The following is a 17,187-nucleotide window of genomic DNA, read 5'->3' on the forward strand; positions in this document are numbered from 1 at the left end:
TCGGCTCGCCCGCCTGCCCTTGGTGAGAGAGAGCATCGGACGCGGCGCCCCCCGGGATACCACTGCCCGTCACGCCCTCGTTGCCACTCTCAGTGGTCAAGCCGGCACGATCCTGGTACCCGGCCACCATCGACAACAACTCGGTGCCCCGTGGGCGACGGCCTGGACGGATGTCACAGGCGCCGACTTTGGATCCTTGGATCAGGACGTTGGGATCCAGAGTCACCCCAATCAGGTCGTTCGCCGAGTCACCACTGACCACGGCGTCACCGCCGACTCCCCAGTGGTACGGCAGACCAATCTGGTGGACCGTCCTTCCGCCGACCTGCAACGGCTTCATCCGTTCGGTGACCAGCACTTTGGCCTCGATGGCCGTGCGCGCCGAAACGATGGTGGCCCAACCGTAAGGCTCGAGCCCACGCTCGGCCGCAAGCTGCGGTGAGACCTCGCAGAACATCTCCGGCTGCAACTCAGACAGGTACGGCAGCCAACGGCTCATGCCGCCGGCGGTGTGATGCTCCGTGAGCCGGTAGGTCGTGAACAGGAAGGGATAGATCTCCGATCCCGGTGTGCCGGCACTCGGCGCACTGTAGTTGTCCGTCCGGGGCAGGGTGATCCGCGTGGGATTGTGCTGCTGCCGGTAGAGCGCGTTGGTCACCGGAGACTCCTGTGCCTCGTAGTGGGTCGGCAGAGGACCGTCCACCATGCCCTTGGGCGCGAACAGCCAGCCCTTGCCGTCGGCCTGCATGATGAAAGGATCGTCTCCCGCGAGCGCGGCCGGTCCGCCGGCATCGGGGTCCGGTTGGGTACCGGGGGCGAGAGTGAGCGGGAAGTCCGGGACGTCGTCGCCCACCCACTTGCCCTGGTCCGGATCCCACCAGATCAGTTTCTTCCGTTCACTCCACGGCTTGCCCTCAGGGTCGGCCGAGGCACGGTTGTAGAGGATGCGCCGGTTGGCCGGCCAGGCCCAGCCCCATTCAGAGGCCGTCCAGTCCTGCTCCTGTCCCGGTTTGCGGTCGGCGGCGTGGTTGATCCCGTCGGCGTAGACGCCGGTGTAGATCCAGCAACCGCCCTCGGTGGAACCGTCCGCCTTCATCTCGTTGAAGGTGGACAGCGGTTTGCCGGCGTCGGGTCCGGAGACGAACCGGCCGTTGATCTCAGCCAGCACCGCTTCGGCATCCGGTTCACCATGGTCGTCTTCCGGATAGTCCCACGTCAGATCCAACAACGGGCGGTCCCGCGGATCGGTGGAACCGGCCAGCCGGGCGCGGATGCGCTTGCCGACCTCATGGAAGAACTGCAGTTCGCTTTGCGCGTCTCCCGGCGGATGCACGGCCTGATGACGCCACTGCACGAGCCGCTGCGTCTGGGTGAACGTGCCGGACTTCTCGACGTGGTTCGCCGCCGGGAAGAAGAACACCTCGGTCTCGATGTCCTCCGTCTTCAGCTCCCCGGTCTCGATCTCCGGACCGTCCTTCCACCACGTGGCGGACTCGATGAGCTGGAAGTCGCGGACGACGAGCCACTTGAGGTTGGACATCCCCATCCGCTGCATGCGCCCGTTGGCCGACCCGACGGCGGGGTTCTGGCCCAGCAGGAAGTAGCCTTCGACTTCCCCGGCGATCATGCCTTCCACCGACTGATATGTCCCATGGGGACCAGTCAGTCGCGGGAGATACCCGTAGCCCCAGTCGTTCTCCTCGGTGGCCGCACCGCCCCACCAGGCCTTCAGCAGGCTGATGGTGTACGCGTCGGCATTGGCCCAGAAGCCCTTCTGCTGCTTGGTGGCGATGCCGCTGAGGTAGGTGCTCAGATCCTCGCTCTCCACCGTCGGCATCGGCAGGTAGCCGGGCAACAGGTTGAACAGGGTCGGAATGTCCGTGGAGCCCTGGATGGAGGCGTGGCCGCGCAAGGCCATGATGCCGCCGCCCGGACGGCCCACATTGCCCAGCAACAGCTGGAGGATGGTGGCCGTGCGGATGTACTGTGCTCCCACGGTGTGCTGGGTCCAGCCGACAGCGTAGGCGAAACAGGTAGTGCGTTCCCGGCCGGAGTTCTCGGTGATGGTCCGCGCCAGGTCCTCGAAATCAGCGATGGAGATGCCGCAGACGTCGCGCACCATCTCCGGGGTGTAGCGCGCATAGTGACGCTTGAGGATCTGGAACACCGAGCGTGGGTGCTGCAGTGTCTCGTCCCGGTTCGGGCGGCTCGACTCGACGCCCGGACCGCCCATGCCGTACTGATCGCCACCCGCCGACACCGACTTCTCCGCGCCCCGGTCTTCAACGTGGCGCTCACCCGACCGGCCGTCCTCGCTTGATGGTGCGGCGTCGTCGATATCGCTGGACTCGTCGCCGACGTCGGGATCATGCCGCTCTTCCGGCTCATAGGCCCAACTGGACATGTCGTAACCGCCGGTCTCCGGGTCGAAGCCGGAGAACAGGCCGTCCAAGTCCTCGGTGTCGCGGAAATCCTCGCCGACGATCGTGGCAGCGTTGGTGTACGCGGTGACGTACTCCGGGAACCACTTCTCGTTCTCGATGACGTAGTTGATCAAGGCGCCCAACAGGACGATGTCGGATCCGGCGCGGATGGGGACGTGCTTGTCCGCCACCGCAGAGGTCCGGGAGAACCGCGGGTCAACGTGGAAGACCTTGGCACCCCGCGACTTGGCCTCGGTCACCCACTGGAAGCCCACGGGATGGGCCTCGGCCATGTTGGAGCCCTGGATGACAATGCAGTCGGCGTTGGCCATGTCCTGCAGCGATTGGGTGGCGCCGCCGCGCCCGAAGGAGGTCCCCAGACCGGGAACCGTGGCGGAGTGTCATATGCGGGCCTGGTTCTCGATCTGGATGGCGCCGGCCGCCGTAAAGAGCTTCTTGATCAGGTAGTTCTCTTCGTTGTCCAGGGTCGCACCACCGAGCGAGGCAATGCCCATGGTGCGGCCGAGGTGGCGGCCCTGATCGTCCGTGTCCTGCCACTTGTTGCGACGGGACTCCAGGAAACGGTCGACCACCATCTCGGTGGCCGTCTCGACATCGAGTTCTTGCCAGTCGGTGGCCCGTGGCGCACGGTAGAGCACGGTGGTCTGACGGGTGCTCGAGTTGACGAGCTGCTCGCTGGCGGAGCCTTTGGGGCACAACCGCCCTCGAGAGATCGGCGAATCCGGATCGCCCTCGATCTGGACGACCTTCTCGTCCGAGACGAAGACCTTCTGACCGCAGCCGACGGCGCAATACGGGCAGACGCTTTGGACGGCCCGGTCCGCGGTGGAGGTCCGGGCGGTGATCTCCGTGGTCTTCTTGGACACCACGGAAGAGCTGCGGCCTGATGAGTCCGCAGTACGGAATTGCCGGAGCACCGGCCACCCCAGAAAGCCCTTTCCTGACATGACTCCTACGCTAGTTCACCTCGGGGGCGAATGACAGGCGTTTTCGAATTCGTGTCGATAAGGTGGGCCCATGACCGACGACACGGACCGCACGACGAAACCAGCTCGGGACCGATCCGCGTTCGGCGTGCTCGGCATCGTCTTCTTGGCGGTCGGCGTGACCACCGGTGTGGCTCAGGAAGACTGGGCCGTGGGCATCGCGTTCCTCGCGCTGGCCGCCATGTTTCTCGTCCTCAGCTGGCGACGGGGGCGGCAAGGGGGAGGCCAGGGATGAGAACGACCACAGTCATCGTGTCCGGCACCGTGCAGGGCGTGGGGTTCCGGGTGGCCTGCCTCCAGACGGCCCAATCCAGGGATGTCACCGGATGGGTGCGCAATCTGAGCGACGGGACCGTCGAAGCGGTGTTCTCCGGTGCGGAGGACGACGTCACGGCGTTGATCGACTGGTGCCATCACGGGCCCGGCCGAGCAGAGGTGGACCGGGTCGACACCCGGGATCTGGAACGCGACGAGGTCGCCGACCTGCCGGAGACCTTCGAAGTTCGCTGACATTCGCCGGCTCTACCCTCGGCCACACCGCTCGTCCTACGATGACGGGATGGACGTTCTGCAGCCGGGCACTCACGTTAACGACCCGCTGAGCCCTTATCTGGAGGTCGACCGTTCACAGCCGCGGAATGAATGCTGGGTCACCGGCCACATGGTCGCCGGTCTCGATGGAACGGCCGCAGTGCAGGGCCGCGTCGGCGCCTTGTCCACCGAAGCGGACCAGGAGCTGTTCCGCAGGATGCGCCAGATCGCGGACATCGTCATGGTGGGCGCTGAAACGGTGCGCCGCGAGGGGTATGCGCCGATCAAACTCAGCCAAGACGCACAAGCCCAGCGTGAGCAGCTCGGTCAGTCGCCGATCCCGCCGGTCGCCGTGGTCAGCCGGAGCCTGGACTTCGACTGGACCGCGACCGTGTTCGCCGATGCCGCCGAGAGCGCACCGACCCACATCATCACCTGCGCCACAGCGGATCCGGAACGCCGAGCCGAAGCGGAACGGCACGCCACCGTCGTCGTGGCCGGTGACGACCGCGTGGAGCCGGAGGCAGCGCTGCGGGCCCTGCGGGACCTCGGCCACCGCGTGGTGCTCTGCGAGGGTGGCCCCACGTGGCTCGGCGAGCTGGTGGCGGCGGATCGGCTCGATGAGTTGTGCCTGTCCATCTCACCACTGATCGGCGGCGATCCGCTGCCGGTGTGCGTGAATCCCGACGGCGCCGACATCTCCACCTTTGCCCTGAAATCGACCATGGTCGACGACGACACCCTCTTCCTCCGGTACGAGAACCGGTACGAGAAACAACGAGAGACGGGTGACAAGGATGAGTGACGGTTCGTTCAACACGCTGATGTCATCCACGAACTCAGCCATGATCGTGGTCACGACCGTGGCCGAAGACGAACCTGCCGGCTGTCTGGTCGGCTTCCATTCGCAATCGGGGATCTCACCGGAGCGCTATTGTCTTTGGCTGTCCAAAGCGAACCACACCTACCGGGTGGGCCTGAGGGCAACGCACTTCGCGGCCCATTTCCTCACAGCTGAGGACTGTGCCTTGGCGGATCGTTTTGGCACTCAATCAGGTGAGGACACGGACAAGTTCGCCGGACTCGAGATCGACTCCAGCCCGCACGGTGTTCCGCTGATCGCGTCGTGCCCGCACCGGATGCTACTCGAACGCATCGCCGTGCTCGACGCCGGCGGGGACCACGTCTGCCTCACCACTCGAGTACTGTCCGCGCACGCCGAGGGGCAGTTCGAGCCCTTCCGACTCTCGGACGCCGGACACCTCAGCCCGGGTCGCAGCAGTGAAGAGCGAGCCGTTCAGCCCTGACGTCGTGCATGGCACATAGCGTCTTCCATGACAGCTCTGAATCTCTAGATCGGAAGGGGCTGGATCATCCGGGCAACCTTCGAGGTCCGCACCGGACGGGTCGGCCGCGCGCTGCACGGGACAGACCAGGCCACCGACCGACAGACGGAGATCGAATCCGCTGCCGAGTTGTGCTGGGCTAGCGTGAGCTCATACGACCCACCAGGGCGTCCAGCCAGGCTCCCACGTTGGCCCGGGCCTCGAGGGTGTCGGGGTACCGGCAGCGCAAGTGCACGCCGACGTCGTCGATGATGAACCACAGCATGACTCCGTCCGTGTGCATCATCGCGCTGACGTACATGGCCTCCAGCCCGCCGGCGTCGATGCGGACCGGCAGCCGGCGCAAGTCCAGCCACGAGACGGCGAAAACCCCGGGCGCCTCCGGCCAGCCGCCCCACGGAGCGAGCACATCGGACAGCGGCCAGGACCCGAGCCGGACAGCCTCCTTCACCGACTCCGCTGCGGAGCGAGGTGACGCATCGGCACATTCCAGCACCGAGTTGGTGATGAACCAGCCGACGGAGTCATGCCACTGAGGCTCATACCGACTGTGGACCGGAAACACGGTGCGCAGCGCGGTGCCGGCCAGTTCGCGCGTCACGTCGGTCATCAGTGACACGGTGAGCGCGAGGGTGGACACTCCGGCCTCGTGAGCACGCGCCGTGAAGCTCGCCAGGCCATCGATGTCCAGCACGCCGCGCACTTCCACCCGTTCGGGCTGCATCGTGGGTTCCCCCAGTGGCAGGGGGAACCGTGGCATCGCTCCCCCGCTGGCCTCGATTACCTCGGCCCAGCGGCGGTGCACCTCCTCGGGCGCTTTCGGCCGGTCCATCAGCGCTTGAGTGTGTTCGGCGAACGAGGGAACCCTGGCCGGCGTCGGCGTGCGTCCGGACCGTTGGTCGTCGAGCGCTGCCAGGAAATCCCGGGCGATCACGAGCATGGACCACATATCGACATGGGAATGATCCGCTCCGACGACCAGCGTCGGGCCGGCGGCCGTCTCGATCAGGCACAAACGGTGCGAGGGTCGGGCGTACGGGGTGCAGGCGCCGTCCAGGAGTTCTCGCAGGGCGTCGTTCATCGCCTGCCCCGGGCCGACGGGGTGCTCGACCCAGGCTCCGGCGCCGATCTCTACCTCGTGGAGGTGAGCGCGGCCGTCGTCGTCCTCCACGAAGGCCGAGCGCAAGGTGCCGTGGGCTGCGATGACGGCCAGCCAGGCGGCGGCGAGATCCTCGCGGGAGACCGGCTCGGAGAGGCGGAACGCCATGGCCATCCAGGACCCGTCACGGTCCCCGGCACCGACATGCCGGCGCTGGTCGAAGGACACCGGGAGAGGTCGGCCCAGCTCAGAGACCGCCACCTCATAACTCAGCAAGGGGCCGAACGGCAACCGGAGATGGGCGACGTGTGTGAGCCGCATGGCGGTACCCTATCCGAAAGGTGGAATCAGCTGGTGAACGGATCAGAGGGAGCTGACATGCCCAGATTCAGCGTGCGGGGTGCCGAGATCGCGTGGGAGTTCAGCGACGAGTTCGGGCGCCCGGTGGTTCAGCTCCATGGACTGACCTCCAGCCGCGCGCGTGACCGAGTGCTGGATCTGGACCTGGGACGCGGCCTCTCGGGAACCCGGCTACTCCGGTACGACGCCCGCGGTCACGGGCAGTCCTCCGGCGGGACGGAGCCGGAGGAGTACCGATGGCCCGCCCTGGCCGAAGATCTGCTGCACCTGCTCGAGCATTGGTTCCCCGGTGAACAGGTTCACGGCGTGGGCCCGTCTATGGGGACGGCCACGCTGCTGCATGCCGCCGTTCAGGCTCCCGGCCGGTTCAGCGGTCTCACGCTCTTGTTGCCTCCCACCGCGTGGCACACCCGAGTGGCTCAGGCCCAGGACTACCGGCGGATCGCCGCCTTCATCGAAGCCCACGGGGCCGAGCGGTTCATCGCCGCCAGCCGCTCGATGCCTCGCCCGCCGGCCACGGTCGGCACGCCGGAAACCACGCCCGACGTCGACGAGCGCCTTTTGCCGGCGATCTACCGTGGTGCTGCGCTCAGCGACCTCCCCGACCCCGAGCAGATCGCCGGCATCGAGGTGCCGACCACGGTGCTCGCCTGGGTGGACGATCCCGCCCACCCGCTCTCCACGGCGGAGGCTCTCGTCGATCTTCTGCCGCACGCGACCCTGGACATTGCCCAGAGCCCGGCCGACGTCGACCGCTGGCCGGAGGCGTTGTGCGCGGACGTCGAACGTCCGCTCGGGGCTCACTCCAGCCGGTAGTTCAGTTCCGGTAGTTCTCGACCACCGGCGCTGGCCGAACCTGGGCGTCGTCGGGATTCTGGCCGGCGTCGCGCTTGGCCTGACGCTGGCGCAGCAGGTCCCAGCACTGGTCCAGCTGGGTCTCCACGTCGCGCAGCTGCTGGCGCTCCTCCGACTCGTTTTCCTCGTCCCCGAGCGAGTCGCGCAGTCGGTGCTCCTGATCGACGAGGTCGTTGATCTGCTGGTGGATGCTCTGATCGCTCATGGGTTCATCCTGTCTCCCCGGTCGGCGATGTCAACCCTTCGCGCCCGTTCGGTGGAGGCGGCTCCACGCCACCGATGCCCAGCAGACCGCGCCCCAAGGCGTGCAACTCGTCGAGGAGTTCAGGCGGGTCTAACACCGTCATCGGCACGTTGAGCAGGGCCAGGTGCAGCGCCAGGTAGTTCAGCCCCTCGCCGCCGGTGACGATGAGCGAGCGCTGTGGCACGGCCTCGCCTTCTGGCCATCCGTGCACCTCGGCGGCGTTGCGCGGCAGCAGTTCGCTGACGTCGGCGGGAGGGGCGTCCACGACCACCCGAGCGAAAACGGTGTAAGGCGCCTCCAGGACGGCGTGCCGCACGAACTCCGAAGCCTCGGGCGCCTCTCGCGGAACGTAGGACAGCGTGGTGACGTGGACGGATGAGATCCGGTCCACGCGGAAGGTCCGCCAATCCTGGCGCAGGTGGCACCAGCCGAAGAGGTACCACCGGCGGGCGAAAGTCACCACGCGGTAGGGATCGACTCGGCGCTCGAGTTCCTGTGGGGCCGCACCGCCTCGTTGCTGGCGCCGACCCCGCTGATGAGTGAACACCACGGTTCGCCGAGCCGCCACCGCCTCGGCCAGGGCCGACACATCGGCGAAGGACGGCTGGTTCGCATAACCGCCGACGACGGCGGTACTTTCGTGGATCGTCTCAGCTCGGGCGGCGGCCTGCGCCGTCATCGTGCGCCGGATCTTCAGCAGCGCAGTGAGCGCGGGTTCGTCCAGACCCGACAGCCCGACGTCGGCGGACTGGGCCAGACTCAGTGCCACGGCTTGTGCTTCGTCCGGCTCCAACACCAGCATCGGTGTCTTCGGTCCTGACCTCATGCTGTATCCGCCGCCCTGTCCGGGAACGCTGTCGATGCGGTATCCGAGATCACGTAGGCGAACGACATCGCGCCGCACGGTGCGCGTGGTGACACCCATCGTGGAGGCGAGGCTGCTCGCACTGACATAGGAGCGCGCCTGCAGGATGCCGAGCAGTCGCAGACACCGTCCGAGGGGTTCAGTATCGGTGTCGGGGCTGGACGCGGAGGTGACGTTCATGACGTCACTGTATTCGGAGATCAGGACAGATAGTGTCCGCTTGTGGTCCGAGACTGAAGACGTTAGAGCAATCGACCCTTGTGGAGCACCTCATGCCTTTCCTCACCGGCCCCGTCACCGACGAGCGCGACGCACACGTCACCTTCTTAACCCAACAGCTGGATCAGTTGCGCATCTGCGCTCTCGGACTGGACGACGATCAACTCCGGACAGCGCCCATCGCCAGCTCGCTGAGCCTGGCCGGCCTATTCGCCCACGTGGCCCAGACGGTGGCTCAGTACTTGCAGGGTGTCTACGAGAACGGCGTGGATCAGTCGTCGCTGAACCTGAGTCCGGAATCGTTCACGCTGGAGCTCAACGCGTTCTATTCGGGGGCCGAGATTCCTGAGGGCTGGACCGGTGATCAGATTCGTCTCTGCCTGCAGCAGGCCACCGACCTGGTTCAGCCCGTTCTCGGTGCTGCTGACTTCGAGGCCCGCGTCCCGATCCCCGAGGCACCGTGGTTCCCCCAGGACCTCGAGTCCTGGAACATCCGCTGGATCGCCCACCACCTCAGCACCGAGGTGGCGCGGCATGTCGGCCACGCCGATGTGATCCGCGAGGCGATCGACGGCGAGATCGCCTATTCGCTCAATGCTCGCGACGAGGGCCAAGAGTTCAAATGGGCAGACTACGAGCTCTGACTTACGAACTCTGATGCGTCGGCCGTGCGTCTGCGGATCCGCAGCCAAGAAGGCACACTCGAGGTATGGACGACCTGCATGTGCCTGCCGGCCCGGGCGCACCCGACGGCCTCCGGATCCCAGCGGCCGAGCTCGTCGAGCAGTTCTCCCGCTCGTCCGGGCCCGGCGGACAGAGTGTCAACACCGCCGATTCCCGGGTCCAGTTGAGCCTGGATTTGAGCACGACGACGGCGCTGAGCGAGGTTCAGCGTCAGCGGGCGCTGGAGCGACTCTCGAACAGACTGACGGGAACCGTCCTCACGGTCAGCGCCGAGGAACACCGCTCACAGCGACGCAACCGCGTCGCCGCGCGGGAACGCCTCGCCGCTCTGCTGCGCGAAGCCATGGCGCCTCCCGTCACCAGGAAACCGACCCGGCCCACGAAGGGGTCACAGCGGCGACGCCTTGAGTCGAAGCGCCGCCGGGCAGAGATCAAACGACATCGGGGCCGCCCGGGAGGCGAGTGATGCCTGAAGGCTCCACTCACTCCCCTCAGGCGCCCCACAACACATCAATCATCAGGAGTTCCCATGCAGCTTGCAGCCACCCGCATCATCACCGACGACGTCGACCGCCTGGTCCAGTTCTACGAACAGGTCACCGGCGTCACCGCGACTCGACTTCATCCTCTGTTCGCCGAATTGCGGACCTCAACAGGAACGCTCGCCATCGCCAGCTCGAAGACGGCGCCCTTGCTTGAGGGCGCGGTCCGTGCGAACGCGAATCAGTCCGTCACCTTGGACTTCCTCGTGGACGATGTCGAGGCCTCCTACCTCCGGCTTCAATCGGTCGTCGACACCTTCGTCAACGAGCCCACGACGATGCCGTGGGGCAATCGGTCACTGCTGTTCCGCGATCCCGACGGCAACCTGATCAACGTCTTCACGCCCCAGTCCTGACCGTCACACTGTTGAACATCACAGTGCGCCAGCGCGCACCAGGGAGCCGGCAACGAGATCTCCCATCAGTCTTTGCAGGGTGCCGGTGAAGTCCATGGCGTGCCGGGCCAGCTCGGGATGCTCGCGATAGGCCGTGGCCAGCGCGGGAGACGGACGGGACATCGCCCACACCGCACCGATCTGCAGGCTGAGGTGGCCGACCAGCTCCTCACATGCCTCCTCGTCGAGCTCGGGTAGTTGCCGGTGGACCAGGCCGGCGAACCGGCCGAGGTGCTCCAGCGTGCTGTGCTTGAACTGGTAGGCGACCTCAGTGGAGATGTTGCGCTCCAGAACACTCGCCTGGACGCTCGTCAACTCACACAGCAGAGGCCGCTGCGCCAGGTCTTGGGCGACCACCTGCGCCAGGGACTCACCGCGCTTGACCGGGGACCGCCGGCGGTCCGCAGGTTCAGCAAGCCGTTCGGTCAGCGCGCCCACGAAGGCATCCGTTTCCTGGACGAGGAGGCTCAGCAGTACCGCCTCTCTGCTGACGAAGTAGCGCAGCACATTCGACTTGGCCAGACCGACCCGGCGGCTGAGTTCATTCAGGCTGAGCTCGGCCACCGGCATCTCGGTCAGCATCTGGGCCGCCGCGTCAAGGATGGAGCGCCGCCGTCGTTCGCGCTGCTCCACCGTTCGTGCCCGCTGAAACGTCATCATGATCGGTCATTCTACGAGTTGACTCCATTGACAACAGACCAGTGGTCTCTTATGGTAAGAGACCACTGGTCTGTTACAGGCTGGGCACCCAACTCTTGCCCCAGGAGGAGCACATGTACGACGTACCCGATCAGACCGGACGCAGAATCGTGATCACCGGAGCCAACAGCGGCACCGGGAAGGAGGCGGCGCGTCGGCTCGCCGGCGCGGGAGCCGACGTCGTGATGGCCGTGCGAACGCCCGCTAAGGGCGAGGCCGCCCGTGCGGAGATCCTCGCCGAACATCCGAATGCACAGATCGACATCAGGCAGATCGACCTCGCCTCGTTGACCTCCGTGGCCGCCTTCGCGGAACAGATGACGGCCGACGGAGAACGGATCGACGCTTTGGTCAACAACGCCGGCGTCATGGCACCACCGGTGCGACTCGAGACCGAGGACGGTTTCGAACTGCAGTTCGGCAGCAACTTCCTCGGACCGTTTGCCTTGACGCTGCGCTTGCTCCCCCTTCTCCTCCAGGCCGACCGCCCTCGCGTGACCACCATGAGTTCGGGGATGGCCGCTGTGGGACGAATCCGCTTCCGCGACCTGCAGTTCGAGAAGGGCTACCGACCCTATGCGGCTTATTCGCAATCCAAACTGGCAGATCTCTTGTTAACTCAGCGACTGGCCGAGATCGCTACCGCGGAAGGATGGCCACTGCTGAGCACGGCCGCTCATCCTGGGATCACCAAGACCAATCTCATCGCCGCGGGCCGGAGCGCCGGCGGTCGTGGCACCTCTGCGACGTTGCTTGACATCTATCGTCGGACGTCCATGACTCCAGAACAAGGCACGGAGTCCTTGCTCTACGCTGTGGCCGATCCCGCCGCCGAACAAGGCGGCTATTACGGCGGCACCGGATTCCTCGGTCAGTCCGGCGGTGCCGCGCCCGCCTTCCGCATCCTCAGTCGCTCGGCTCGCGGCAGCGACCTCGCACGATCCCTGTGGACCGTGGCCGAAGATCTCACGGGTGTGCGTGTGAGGGATGTGGTCAGGAACATGGTTGGGGCGGAACCACGGCCTGTCTCTTGACGTCGGCGAGTCGGCGGGGCCCGCGATTCACCCCAACCGCTTCTCCAGCGCGGCGGCCTCGTGCCGGTGCCCCGCGGTCTCGTATCCGACTACCACGACGAACGGAGCCAGGGTGATCAGCACCAGGCAGACGCCCAGGGGCGCACCCCACACTGCGGCGAGGACGGCGACGAGCAGCAGGGCAATCGTGAGCCCGAAGAGCAGAATGTGGAAGGGATCGATCCGTCCCAGCAGGTAGCAGTAGAGGGCGAAGAAGGCCGCCAGCATCAACAGCACCGGCACGGCAATGCTCAGCACTGCGCTGACAGTGCCCAACGTTGACTCGCCCTCCAGTACATAGGCGGCCACGTGCAGGCCCGCTCCCGTCGCGGTGATGGCGGCGAAGACCACCAGATGGCCATATCCCCACCCAAAAGACAGGTCCCGACGCCGGTGCAGAACCTGGCCTGCCGGGATCAGGAAGTAGGACCACCAGGCACCGAAGGTGAGCCCGATGCCGGCCACCACCAGAAGCATCGCCTCGCCCGACCATCCGCTGCGCTCGATCGCGGCCGAGACGGCGGTGACGGTGCCGAGCACTCCCTCGCCAAGGGCGATGATGGTCAGCAGCCCGTACCGCTCGGCAATGTGGTGGGCATGCCAGGGCGTGCCGCCCTCCTTCACCCGACGTTCAGCGGCGTACGGTCCCGAGAACTCGATCAGGAAGAGCACCAGCGACGCCACCACGGCCACCCCTAGAGAGGTGTCAGCGACCGCCAAGATCACCCATCCCACCTGGGCGGCGGAGACGAACCCGACGTAGGTGAGCGCTGTCCGCCGTCGTTCCGGGTCTTGATGCGCGGCGCGCAACCACTGCGCCACCAGGGCGACGCGCATGACCACGTAGCCGGCCACCAACACCTCGTTGTCCAGGTGATGGCCTTCGTCGATCGAGTGGTACAGCGCCGGAATGCCGAAGACGAGAATGACGACGCCGATCATCTGCACCATGGTGCAGATGCGGTACAGCCAGTCGTCTGTGTCATAGGCGGAGGCGAACCAGGAGAAGTTGATCCAGGCCCAGCCCACCGCGAACATCACGAACGCGAAAGCCCCGATGCCGGCGCCGATGTGCCCCTCGCTCACGGCATGCGCCAGCTCGTTGCCGGCGGAGCTGAACGCCACCACGAAGGCGAGATCGAAGAGCAGTTCCAGGGGTGTCGCCGCGCGGTGAGGGTGATGTGGATTGCGGCCGGTCATCCGGCGCAGGTGGTGCGCCGACGTCGTCGGGATTGGAGTGGGGCGCTGGGAGGTGGAGGCCTCTCCGGGGACGTCCTGCGAAGTCATGCGCCTATCGTGTCAGACCCCTGCACCGCCTCGTCGTTCATCCGATCGAGGAAGTCCCAGAGCTCTTGCTCGCGCTCCGGGTGGTACGACTCCTTTGAGGAAGGCGTCTCTTTCAAGCGGTCGATGTAGGCCCCGTTCGGGGCCGGCGTGATGTTCAGCGCCGCGTCGGCGAGCTTGCGTCCCGCACCGCGCACCGTGTCGACGATCGGCGTGAGCGACAAGAGCGGGATGATCCGGCCACTGATGAAACGGTCCCGGGCGTCGGCCGCTCGGGTCAGGCCCGTGCCGCCAACGAGGCCGGGATTGTAGGAGACGATGTCGACACCGTCCGGCAGTCGCCTCGACCAGGCATGCACCAAGTAGATGACTCCCAATTTGCTCGTGGAGTAGGCCGCCCGGCCGGCCGCCACGGTGGTTGGCTGGTCGAAGGTGCCCGGCCGGGCGAGCTTCGCGGGCTCCGACCACCGGGGCGCCGGGACGATGCCCATCGTGTGCGCGAAGTCCCCGAAGTGGGTGTCGCTCGTCGTGATCAGGATCCTGGATGGAGCGGTAAAGCGGTCTTCGAGGCCCCGGAGGAGAACGTGATAGGCCAGCACATTGACCGCGAAGGTCGTCTCATATCCGTCGACGGTGGCATGGGTGTGGTCGACGAACTGCACCCCGGCATTGCCGACGAAACCGCGCAGCGGCGGAACCTGGCCGGTGTCCAGCAGCCGGCGAACCTCCACGATGGCGGTGCGGAGGCTGGTGAGGTCCGCGAGATCCGCGTCCACCACCGTGACGGCCCGAGCCGCCGCCCCCAGTGAGGCGCGAAAGGTGCGGCCAGACGCCTCACGCGCTAAGACCACGAGGTGTACATCGGAACTGCGCCGAAGTATCTCTTCGGCCGCAGCACGGCCGATGCCGCGGGTGGCACCTGTCATCAGCAACGTATACATGGCTCTCCCTCTCGTCGCGCCGTCAGCGCAACCCTTGATTCAGTGAACGCTGTCAACTGTATTCGCTGAGTGAACGTTGTCAACTGTAGAATCGCCGCATGATCACGCGAGCAGAATCGGCGGCGGCGACCCGTCGCGCCCTGATGGACGTAGCCGAAACACTTCTCGACCAGGGTGGAAGCGCCGCAGTCACGATGCGAGAGGTCGGGGATGGCGCCGGCGTCTCTCGATCTGCTTCGTATCGACATTTCCCCGACAAGGAGAGCCTGCTGCTCGCCGTAGCGGCGCGAGCATGGGACTCCTTGGCCGCAGAGATCGAGGAGATCGCGGCGGACTCCGCGCTTGATCTGGAACGTGCGGTGCGATCGTCCCTGACCGCGCTCCTCACCATCGCGCGCACTCGACCCCACCTGTATCGACTGATGTATGCCCCCGCGCCCGGTGACACTGGTCAGGTGAGCACGGCAGCGCTGCGAGCGCAGGCAGCCTTCCTCGCCGTGCTGCGCAACGGACTCGGTGAGCCGGCCGAGAAGCTCACCGGCCTCCTCACGGCCGCTGCTCACGGCGTCGCCGATCTGGAGATTGCCGGGCACTTGCCTCCGGACAAATGGAACGCTGATGGGGATGCGCTCCTCGACCTCCTGGTGCGTCTGGCTCTGCGTTCAGAAGTCCACGAAGTTCAGGAACCGTTCTCCAACGGAAGCTAGGCTCCGCACCTTCCGCGCCGTAGCGTGTGGAGCATGCTCCTCGACGGCACTGACCCGAAGTGCACTCGCGTCCACATCAACGGGACTGAGATCGCGACCTACCAATTCGGTCCGCCTCCAGGTGAGGCTGACGGCGAGGTGGTGTTCTGTCATGGGACACCGTGGTCGGCCGCGTCCTGGATGCCGGTGGCGCGAGTACTTGCAGACAGGTACCGCGTCTTCCTCTGGGACATGCCCGGCTACGGATCATCGATCACGGAACCTGCACCAGCGGTCGACCTGATCCATCAGCGTCAACGGCTGGCCTCGTTGATCGACTACTGGAATCTGGACCAACCGCATGTTCTGGCCCACGACGTCGGCGGAGCAGTCGCGCTGGGCGCGCACCTCTTCGAGGACAGCGAGTTCGACTCTCTCTATCTTGTCGACATCGTGACCCTCGAGCCCTGGGGTTCGCCCTTTTTCCGGCTCGTCGCCCAGCACGAGGACGTCTTCTCAGCACTCCCCCTCAACCTGCACGACGCACTCGTCCGCGAGTACATTTCCAGTGCAGGGAGCAACCCACTGGACCCCGCCTGGATCAATGAACTCGCCAGCCCGTGGAGCTCAGCCGAGGGCCAGAGGGCCTTCTACCGCCAGATCGCGCAATTGAGTCCAATTCACACCCGACCCATCGTCGAACATCTGGATCAGGTACGGTGCCGGACCCGGATCGGCTGGGGCGGGCAGGATCAGTGGATTCCCGTGGGGCAGGCAGCCGAACTGGCAGATCGACTCCCGGCCGACGTCGGGATCGTCACCTTTCCTGCGGCTGGTCACCTCGTGCCAGTTGAGTTCACCGAAGAACTCAGCACAGATGCCCTGGGCTGGTTCACCGGAGAGAACTGGCGATGAGCCCGGACCGTCGGCCGTCGTCGGTCACGCACTGCGTCTGACCGAGCTGAGTCTACGCCCGTTCGACCGGCAGCCATAGCTCGCAGGTAGCGGAGCTGAAGTTTGGCGAGCGCTCGAGAATGGTGACGATCGACGGGCCCGGGCGCAGGCGCCAGGGATTGGACGGAAACCACTCGGTCGCCGTCGCGGCCCAGACGGACTGCAGTGCCGCAGGGTGGTCACCCGAGGTCCTGAACACCGCCCACTCCCCCGCCGGAACCTCGATGGCGTCGAGATCATGGGGCACGTCGGTATCAATGTCGATCGCCACGCTATGCAGATACGTCAGTTCACTGCCTTCGGTGTAGTCGGGATCAACGTCGTCACTCACCTGCAGCAGTCCGGCTGGTTCCGTGTTGCTCAGTTGCTTGAGCCGGTCGTGCTCGTCGGCCGGCAAGGACGCGATGTGTTCCTGGATATGCGGATTGACGCCCTCGTGGATCAGCGGCACGCGGGTGGCATGTCCGATGAGACGAAGTGCCGGACGGTTGAGGATTCGGGCATCCATCGGAACGCTCCCTTCGACGGTCAGGCGGAACCTGAGTTGGGGTTGGCTTCGAAGGGGGCCACCGTCACGACGCACGTCACCATGGCCCGCACCATGGACGGCTCGGAACGCACGGCCGAACGCCTCGGTGGATCCGTATCCATAGCGCACAGCAATCGACAGCAGGTCTCCGCCGCCGATCACCTCGGCCGCAGCGAGCGTCATTCGACGGCGTCGCACGTACTCCGACACCGGCATGCCTGCCAACGACGAGAACATGCGCCGTGCGTGATATCCCGTCGTGCCCATCGCCGCAGCGAGAGCATCGAGGTCGATGTCATTGCCACGTTGCTCTTCGATCTCGTTGACGAGCCGGTTGAGGATCTCGATCATGGTCGCTCCCTTCACCATCCACTCTGTCCCACTTGGGGCCAATCGCGCCCGACTTCTCCGGTTCGATCGAATCAGGTGACGCCCGAGTCACGGTCCACGG

The 17,187-nt window shown here is 65.9% G+C and carries 18 protein-coding genes and 1 pseudogene; 11 read left to right on the plus strand and 8 right to left on the minus strand.

Annotated elements, in window-relative coordinates:
• Positions 1-67: 67 nt before the first annotated feature.
• Positions 68-3,391: pseudogene (gene fdh / locus ACFQQD_RS00345) on the minus strand (formate dehydrogenase); the annotation flags it as partial.
• Between the two features lie 70 nt (positions 3,392-3,461).
• On the opposite strand from fdh, the gene ACFQQD_RS00350 reads away from it, so the two are divergent.
• The 4 genes from ACFQQD_RS00350 to ACFQQD_RS00365 are packed head-to-tail and all read left to right on the plus strand — an operon-like array spanning position 3,462 to position 5,268.
• Entirely contained in the window at positions 3,462-3,665 is a 204-nt protein-coding gene (locus ACFQQD_RS00350; RefSeq protein WP_378085033.1) for a hypothetical protein, read from the plus strand.
• Positions 3,662-3,940 (plus strand): acylphosphatase, encoded by a 279-nt coding sequence (locus ACFQQD_RS00355; protein ID WP_378085035.1) that lies wholly within the window; start codon positions 3,662-3,664, stop codon positions 3,938-3,940. The genes ACFQQD_RS00350 and ACFQQD_RS00355 overlap by 4 nt, the downstream gene beginning before the upstream one ends.
• 49 nt (positions 3,941-3,989) lie before the next feature.
• Positions 3,990-4,766: a pyrimidine reductase family protein gene (locus tag ACFQQD_RS00360; RefSeq protein ID WP_378085037.1), complete on the plus strand. Its 777-nt coding sequence runs from the start codon at positions 3,990-3,992 to the stop codon at positions 4,764-4,766.
• 19 nt (positions 4,767-4,785) lie between these two features.
• Positions 4,786-5,268 (plus strand): flavin reductase family protein, encoded by a 483-nt coding sequence (locus ACFQQD_RS00365; RefSeq protein WP_378085039.1) that lies wholly within the window; start codon positions 4,786-4,788, stop codon positions 5,266-5,268.
• Between the two features lie 178 nt (positions 5,269-5,446).
• On the opposite strand, the gene ACFQQD_RS00370 is transcribed toward ACFQQD_RS00365, so the two are convergent.
• Positions 5,447-6,727, minus strand: coding sequence for a condensation domain-containing protein (locus tag ACFQQD_RS00370; protein ID WP_378085041.1), 1,281 nt, complete (start codon positions 6,725-6,727; stop codon positions 5,447-5,449).
• Positions 6,728-6,784: 57 nt separating this feature from the next.
• Here ACFQQD_RS00370 and ACFQQD_RS00375 point away from each other — a divergent pair, with 57 nt between their 5' ends.
• Positions 6,785-7,582, plus strand: coding sequence for an alpha/beta fold hydrolase (locus tag ACFQQD_RS00375; protein WP_378085043.1), 798 nt, complete (start codon positions 6,785-6,787; stop codon positions 7,580-7,582).
• Between the two features lies 1 nt (position 7,583).
• On the opposite strand, the gene ACFQQD_RS00380 is transcribed toward ACFQQD_RS00375, so the two are convergent.
• Together ACFQQD_RS00380 and ACFQQD_RS00385 are read right to left on the minus strand one after the other, a co-directional pair.
• Entirely contained in the window at positions 7,584-7,826 is a 243-nt protein-coding gene (locus tag ACFQQD_RS00380) for a DUF2630 family protein (RefSeq protein ID WP_378085045.1), read from the minus strand.
• Between the two features lie 4 nt (positions 7,827-7,830).
• Entirely contained in the window at positions 7,831-8,910 is a 1,080-nt protein-coding gene (locus ACFQQD_RS00385) for a helix-turn-helix transcriptional regulator (RefSeq protein ID WP_378085047.1), read from the minus strand.
• A 92-nt stretch (positions 8,911-9,002) separates the two neighbouring features.
• On the opposite strand from ACFQQD_RS00385, the gene ACFQQD_RS00390 reads away from it, so the two are divergent.
• From ACFQQD_RS00390 to ACFQQD_RS00400, 3 genes are all read left to right on the plus strand, one after another.
• Entirely contained in the window at positions 9,003-9,593 is a 591-nt protein-coding gene (locus ACFQQD_RS00390) for a DUF664 domain-containing protein (RefSeq protein ID WP_378085049.1), read from the plus strand.
• 65 nt (positions 9,594-9,658) lie between these two features.
• Positions 9,659-10,099, plus strand: coding sequence for an alternative ribosome rescue aminoacyl-tRNA hydrolase ArfB (arfB, locus tag ACFQQD_RS00395; RefSeq protein WP_378085051.1), 441 nt, complete (start codon positions 9,659-9,661; stop codon positions 10,097-10,099).
• A gap of 63 nt (positions 10,100-10,162) precedes the next feature.
• Positions 10,163-10,531: a VOC family protein gene (locus ACFQQD_RS00400; protein ID WP_378085053.1), complete on the plus strand. Its 369-nt coding sequence runs from the start codon at positions 10,163-10,165 to the stop codon at positions 10,529-10,531.
• 18 nt (positions 10,532-10,549) lie between these two features.
• Here ACFQQD_RS00400 and ACFQQD_RS00405 read toward each other — a convergent pair whose 3' ends face one another.
• The gene (locus ACFQQD_RS00405) at positions 10,550-11,230 is read right to left on the minus strand and encodes a TetR/AcrR family transcriptional regulator (protein WP_378085055.1); all 681 of its coding nucleotides are present in this window, start codon (positions 11,228-11,230) and stop codon (positions 10,550-10,552) included.
• Between the two features lie 113 nt (positions 11,231-11,343).
• Between ACFQQD_RS00405 and ACFQQD_RS00410 the strand changes: the two genes are divergently transcribed.
• Positions 11,344-12,303 carry an SDR family oxidoreductase gene (locus ACFQQD_RS00410; RefSeq protein ID WP_378085057.1) on the plus strand — a complete coding sequence of 320 codons (960 nt, stop codon included), beginning with the start codon at positions 11,344-11,346 and terminating at the stop codon, positions 12,301-12,303.
• Positions 12,304-12,330: 27 nt separating this feature from the next.
• Here the strand turns inward: ACFQQD_RS00410 and ACFQQD_RS00415 are convergent, their stop codons facing one another.
• Both ACFQQD_RS00415 and ACFQQD_RS00420 read right to left on the minus strand, forming a co-directional pair.
• Positions 12,331-13,629, minus strand: coding sequence for a low temperature requirement protein A (locus tag ACFQQD_RS00415; protein ID WP_378085059.1), 1,299 nt, complete (start codon positions 13,627-13,629; stop codon positions 12,331-12,333).
• Complete coding sequence (locus ACFQQD_RS00420) at positions 13,626-14,552, minus strand: SDR family NAD(P)-dependent oxidoreductase (protein WP_378085061.1); 927 nt, start codon at positions 14,550-14,552, stop codon at positions 13,626-13,628. Before ACFQQD_RS00420 ends, ACFQQD_RS00415 begins: the two co-directional genes overlap by 4 nt.
• Before the next feature lie 113 nt (positions 14,553-14,665).
• Here ACFQQD_RS00420 and ACFQQD_RS00425 point away from each other — a divergent pair, with 113 nt between their 5' ends.
• Together ACFQQD_RS00425 and ACFQQD_RS00430 are read left to right on the plus strand one after the other, a co-directional pair.
• The gene (locus ACFQQD_RS00425; RefSeq protein WP_378085063.1) at positions 14,666-15,274 is read left to right on the plus strand and encodes a TetR/AcrR family transcriptional regulator; all 609 of its coding nucleotides are present in this window, start codon (positions 14,666-14,668) and stop codon (positions 15,272-15,274) included.
• A 33-nt stretch (positions 15,275-15,307) separates the two neighbouring features.
• Positions 15,308-16,168 (plus strand): alpha/beta fold hydrolase, encoded by an 861-nt coding sequence (locus ACFQQD_RS00430; RefSeq protein WP_378085065.1) that lies wholly within the window; start codon positions 15,308-15,310, stop codon positions 16,166-16,168.
• Between the two features lie 52 nt (positions 16,169-16,220).
• Here ACFQQD_RS00430 and ACFQQD_RS00435 read toward each other — a convergent pair whose 3' ends face one another.
• Positions 16,221-17,087: a GyrI-like domain-containing protein gene (locus tag ACFQQD_RS00435; protein WP_378085067.1), complete on the minus strand. Its 867-nt coding sequence runs from the start codon at positions 17,085-17,087 to the stop codon at positions 16,221-16,223.
• Positions 17,088-17,187 lie beyond the last annotated feature (100 nt).

Origin of the sequence: Citricoccus sp. GCM10030269, assembly GCF_042665635.1 — a bacterium.
In the GTDB taxonomy this organism is placed as follows: Bacteria; Actinomycetota; Actinomycetes; order Actinomycetales; family Micrococcaceae; genus Citricoccus.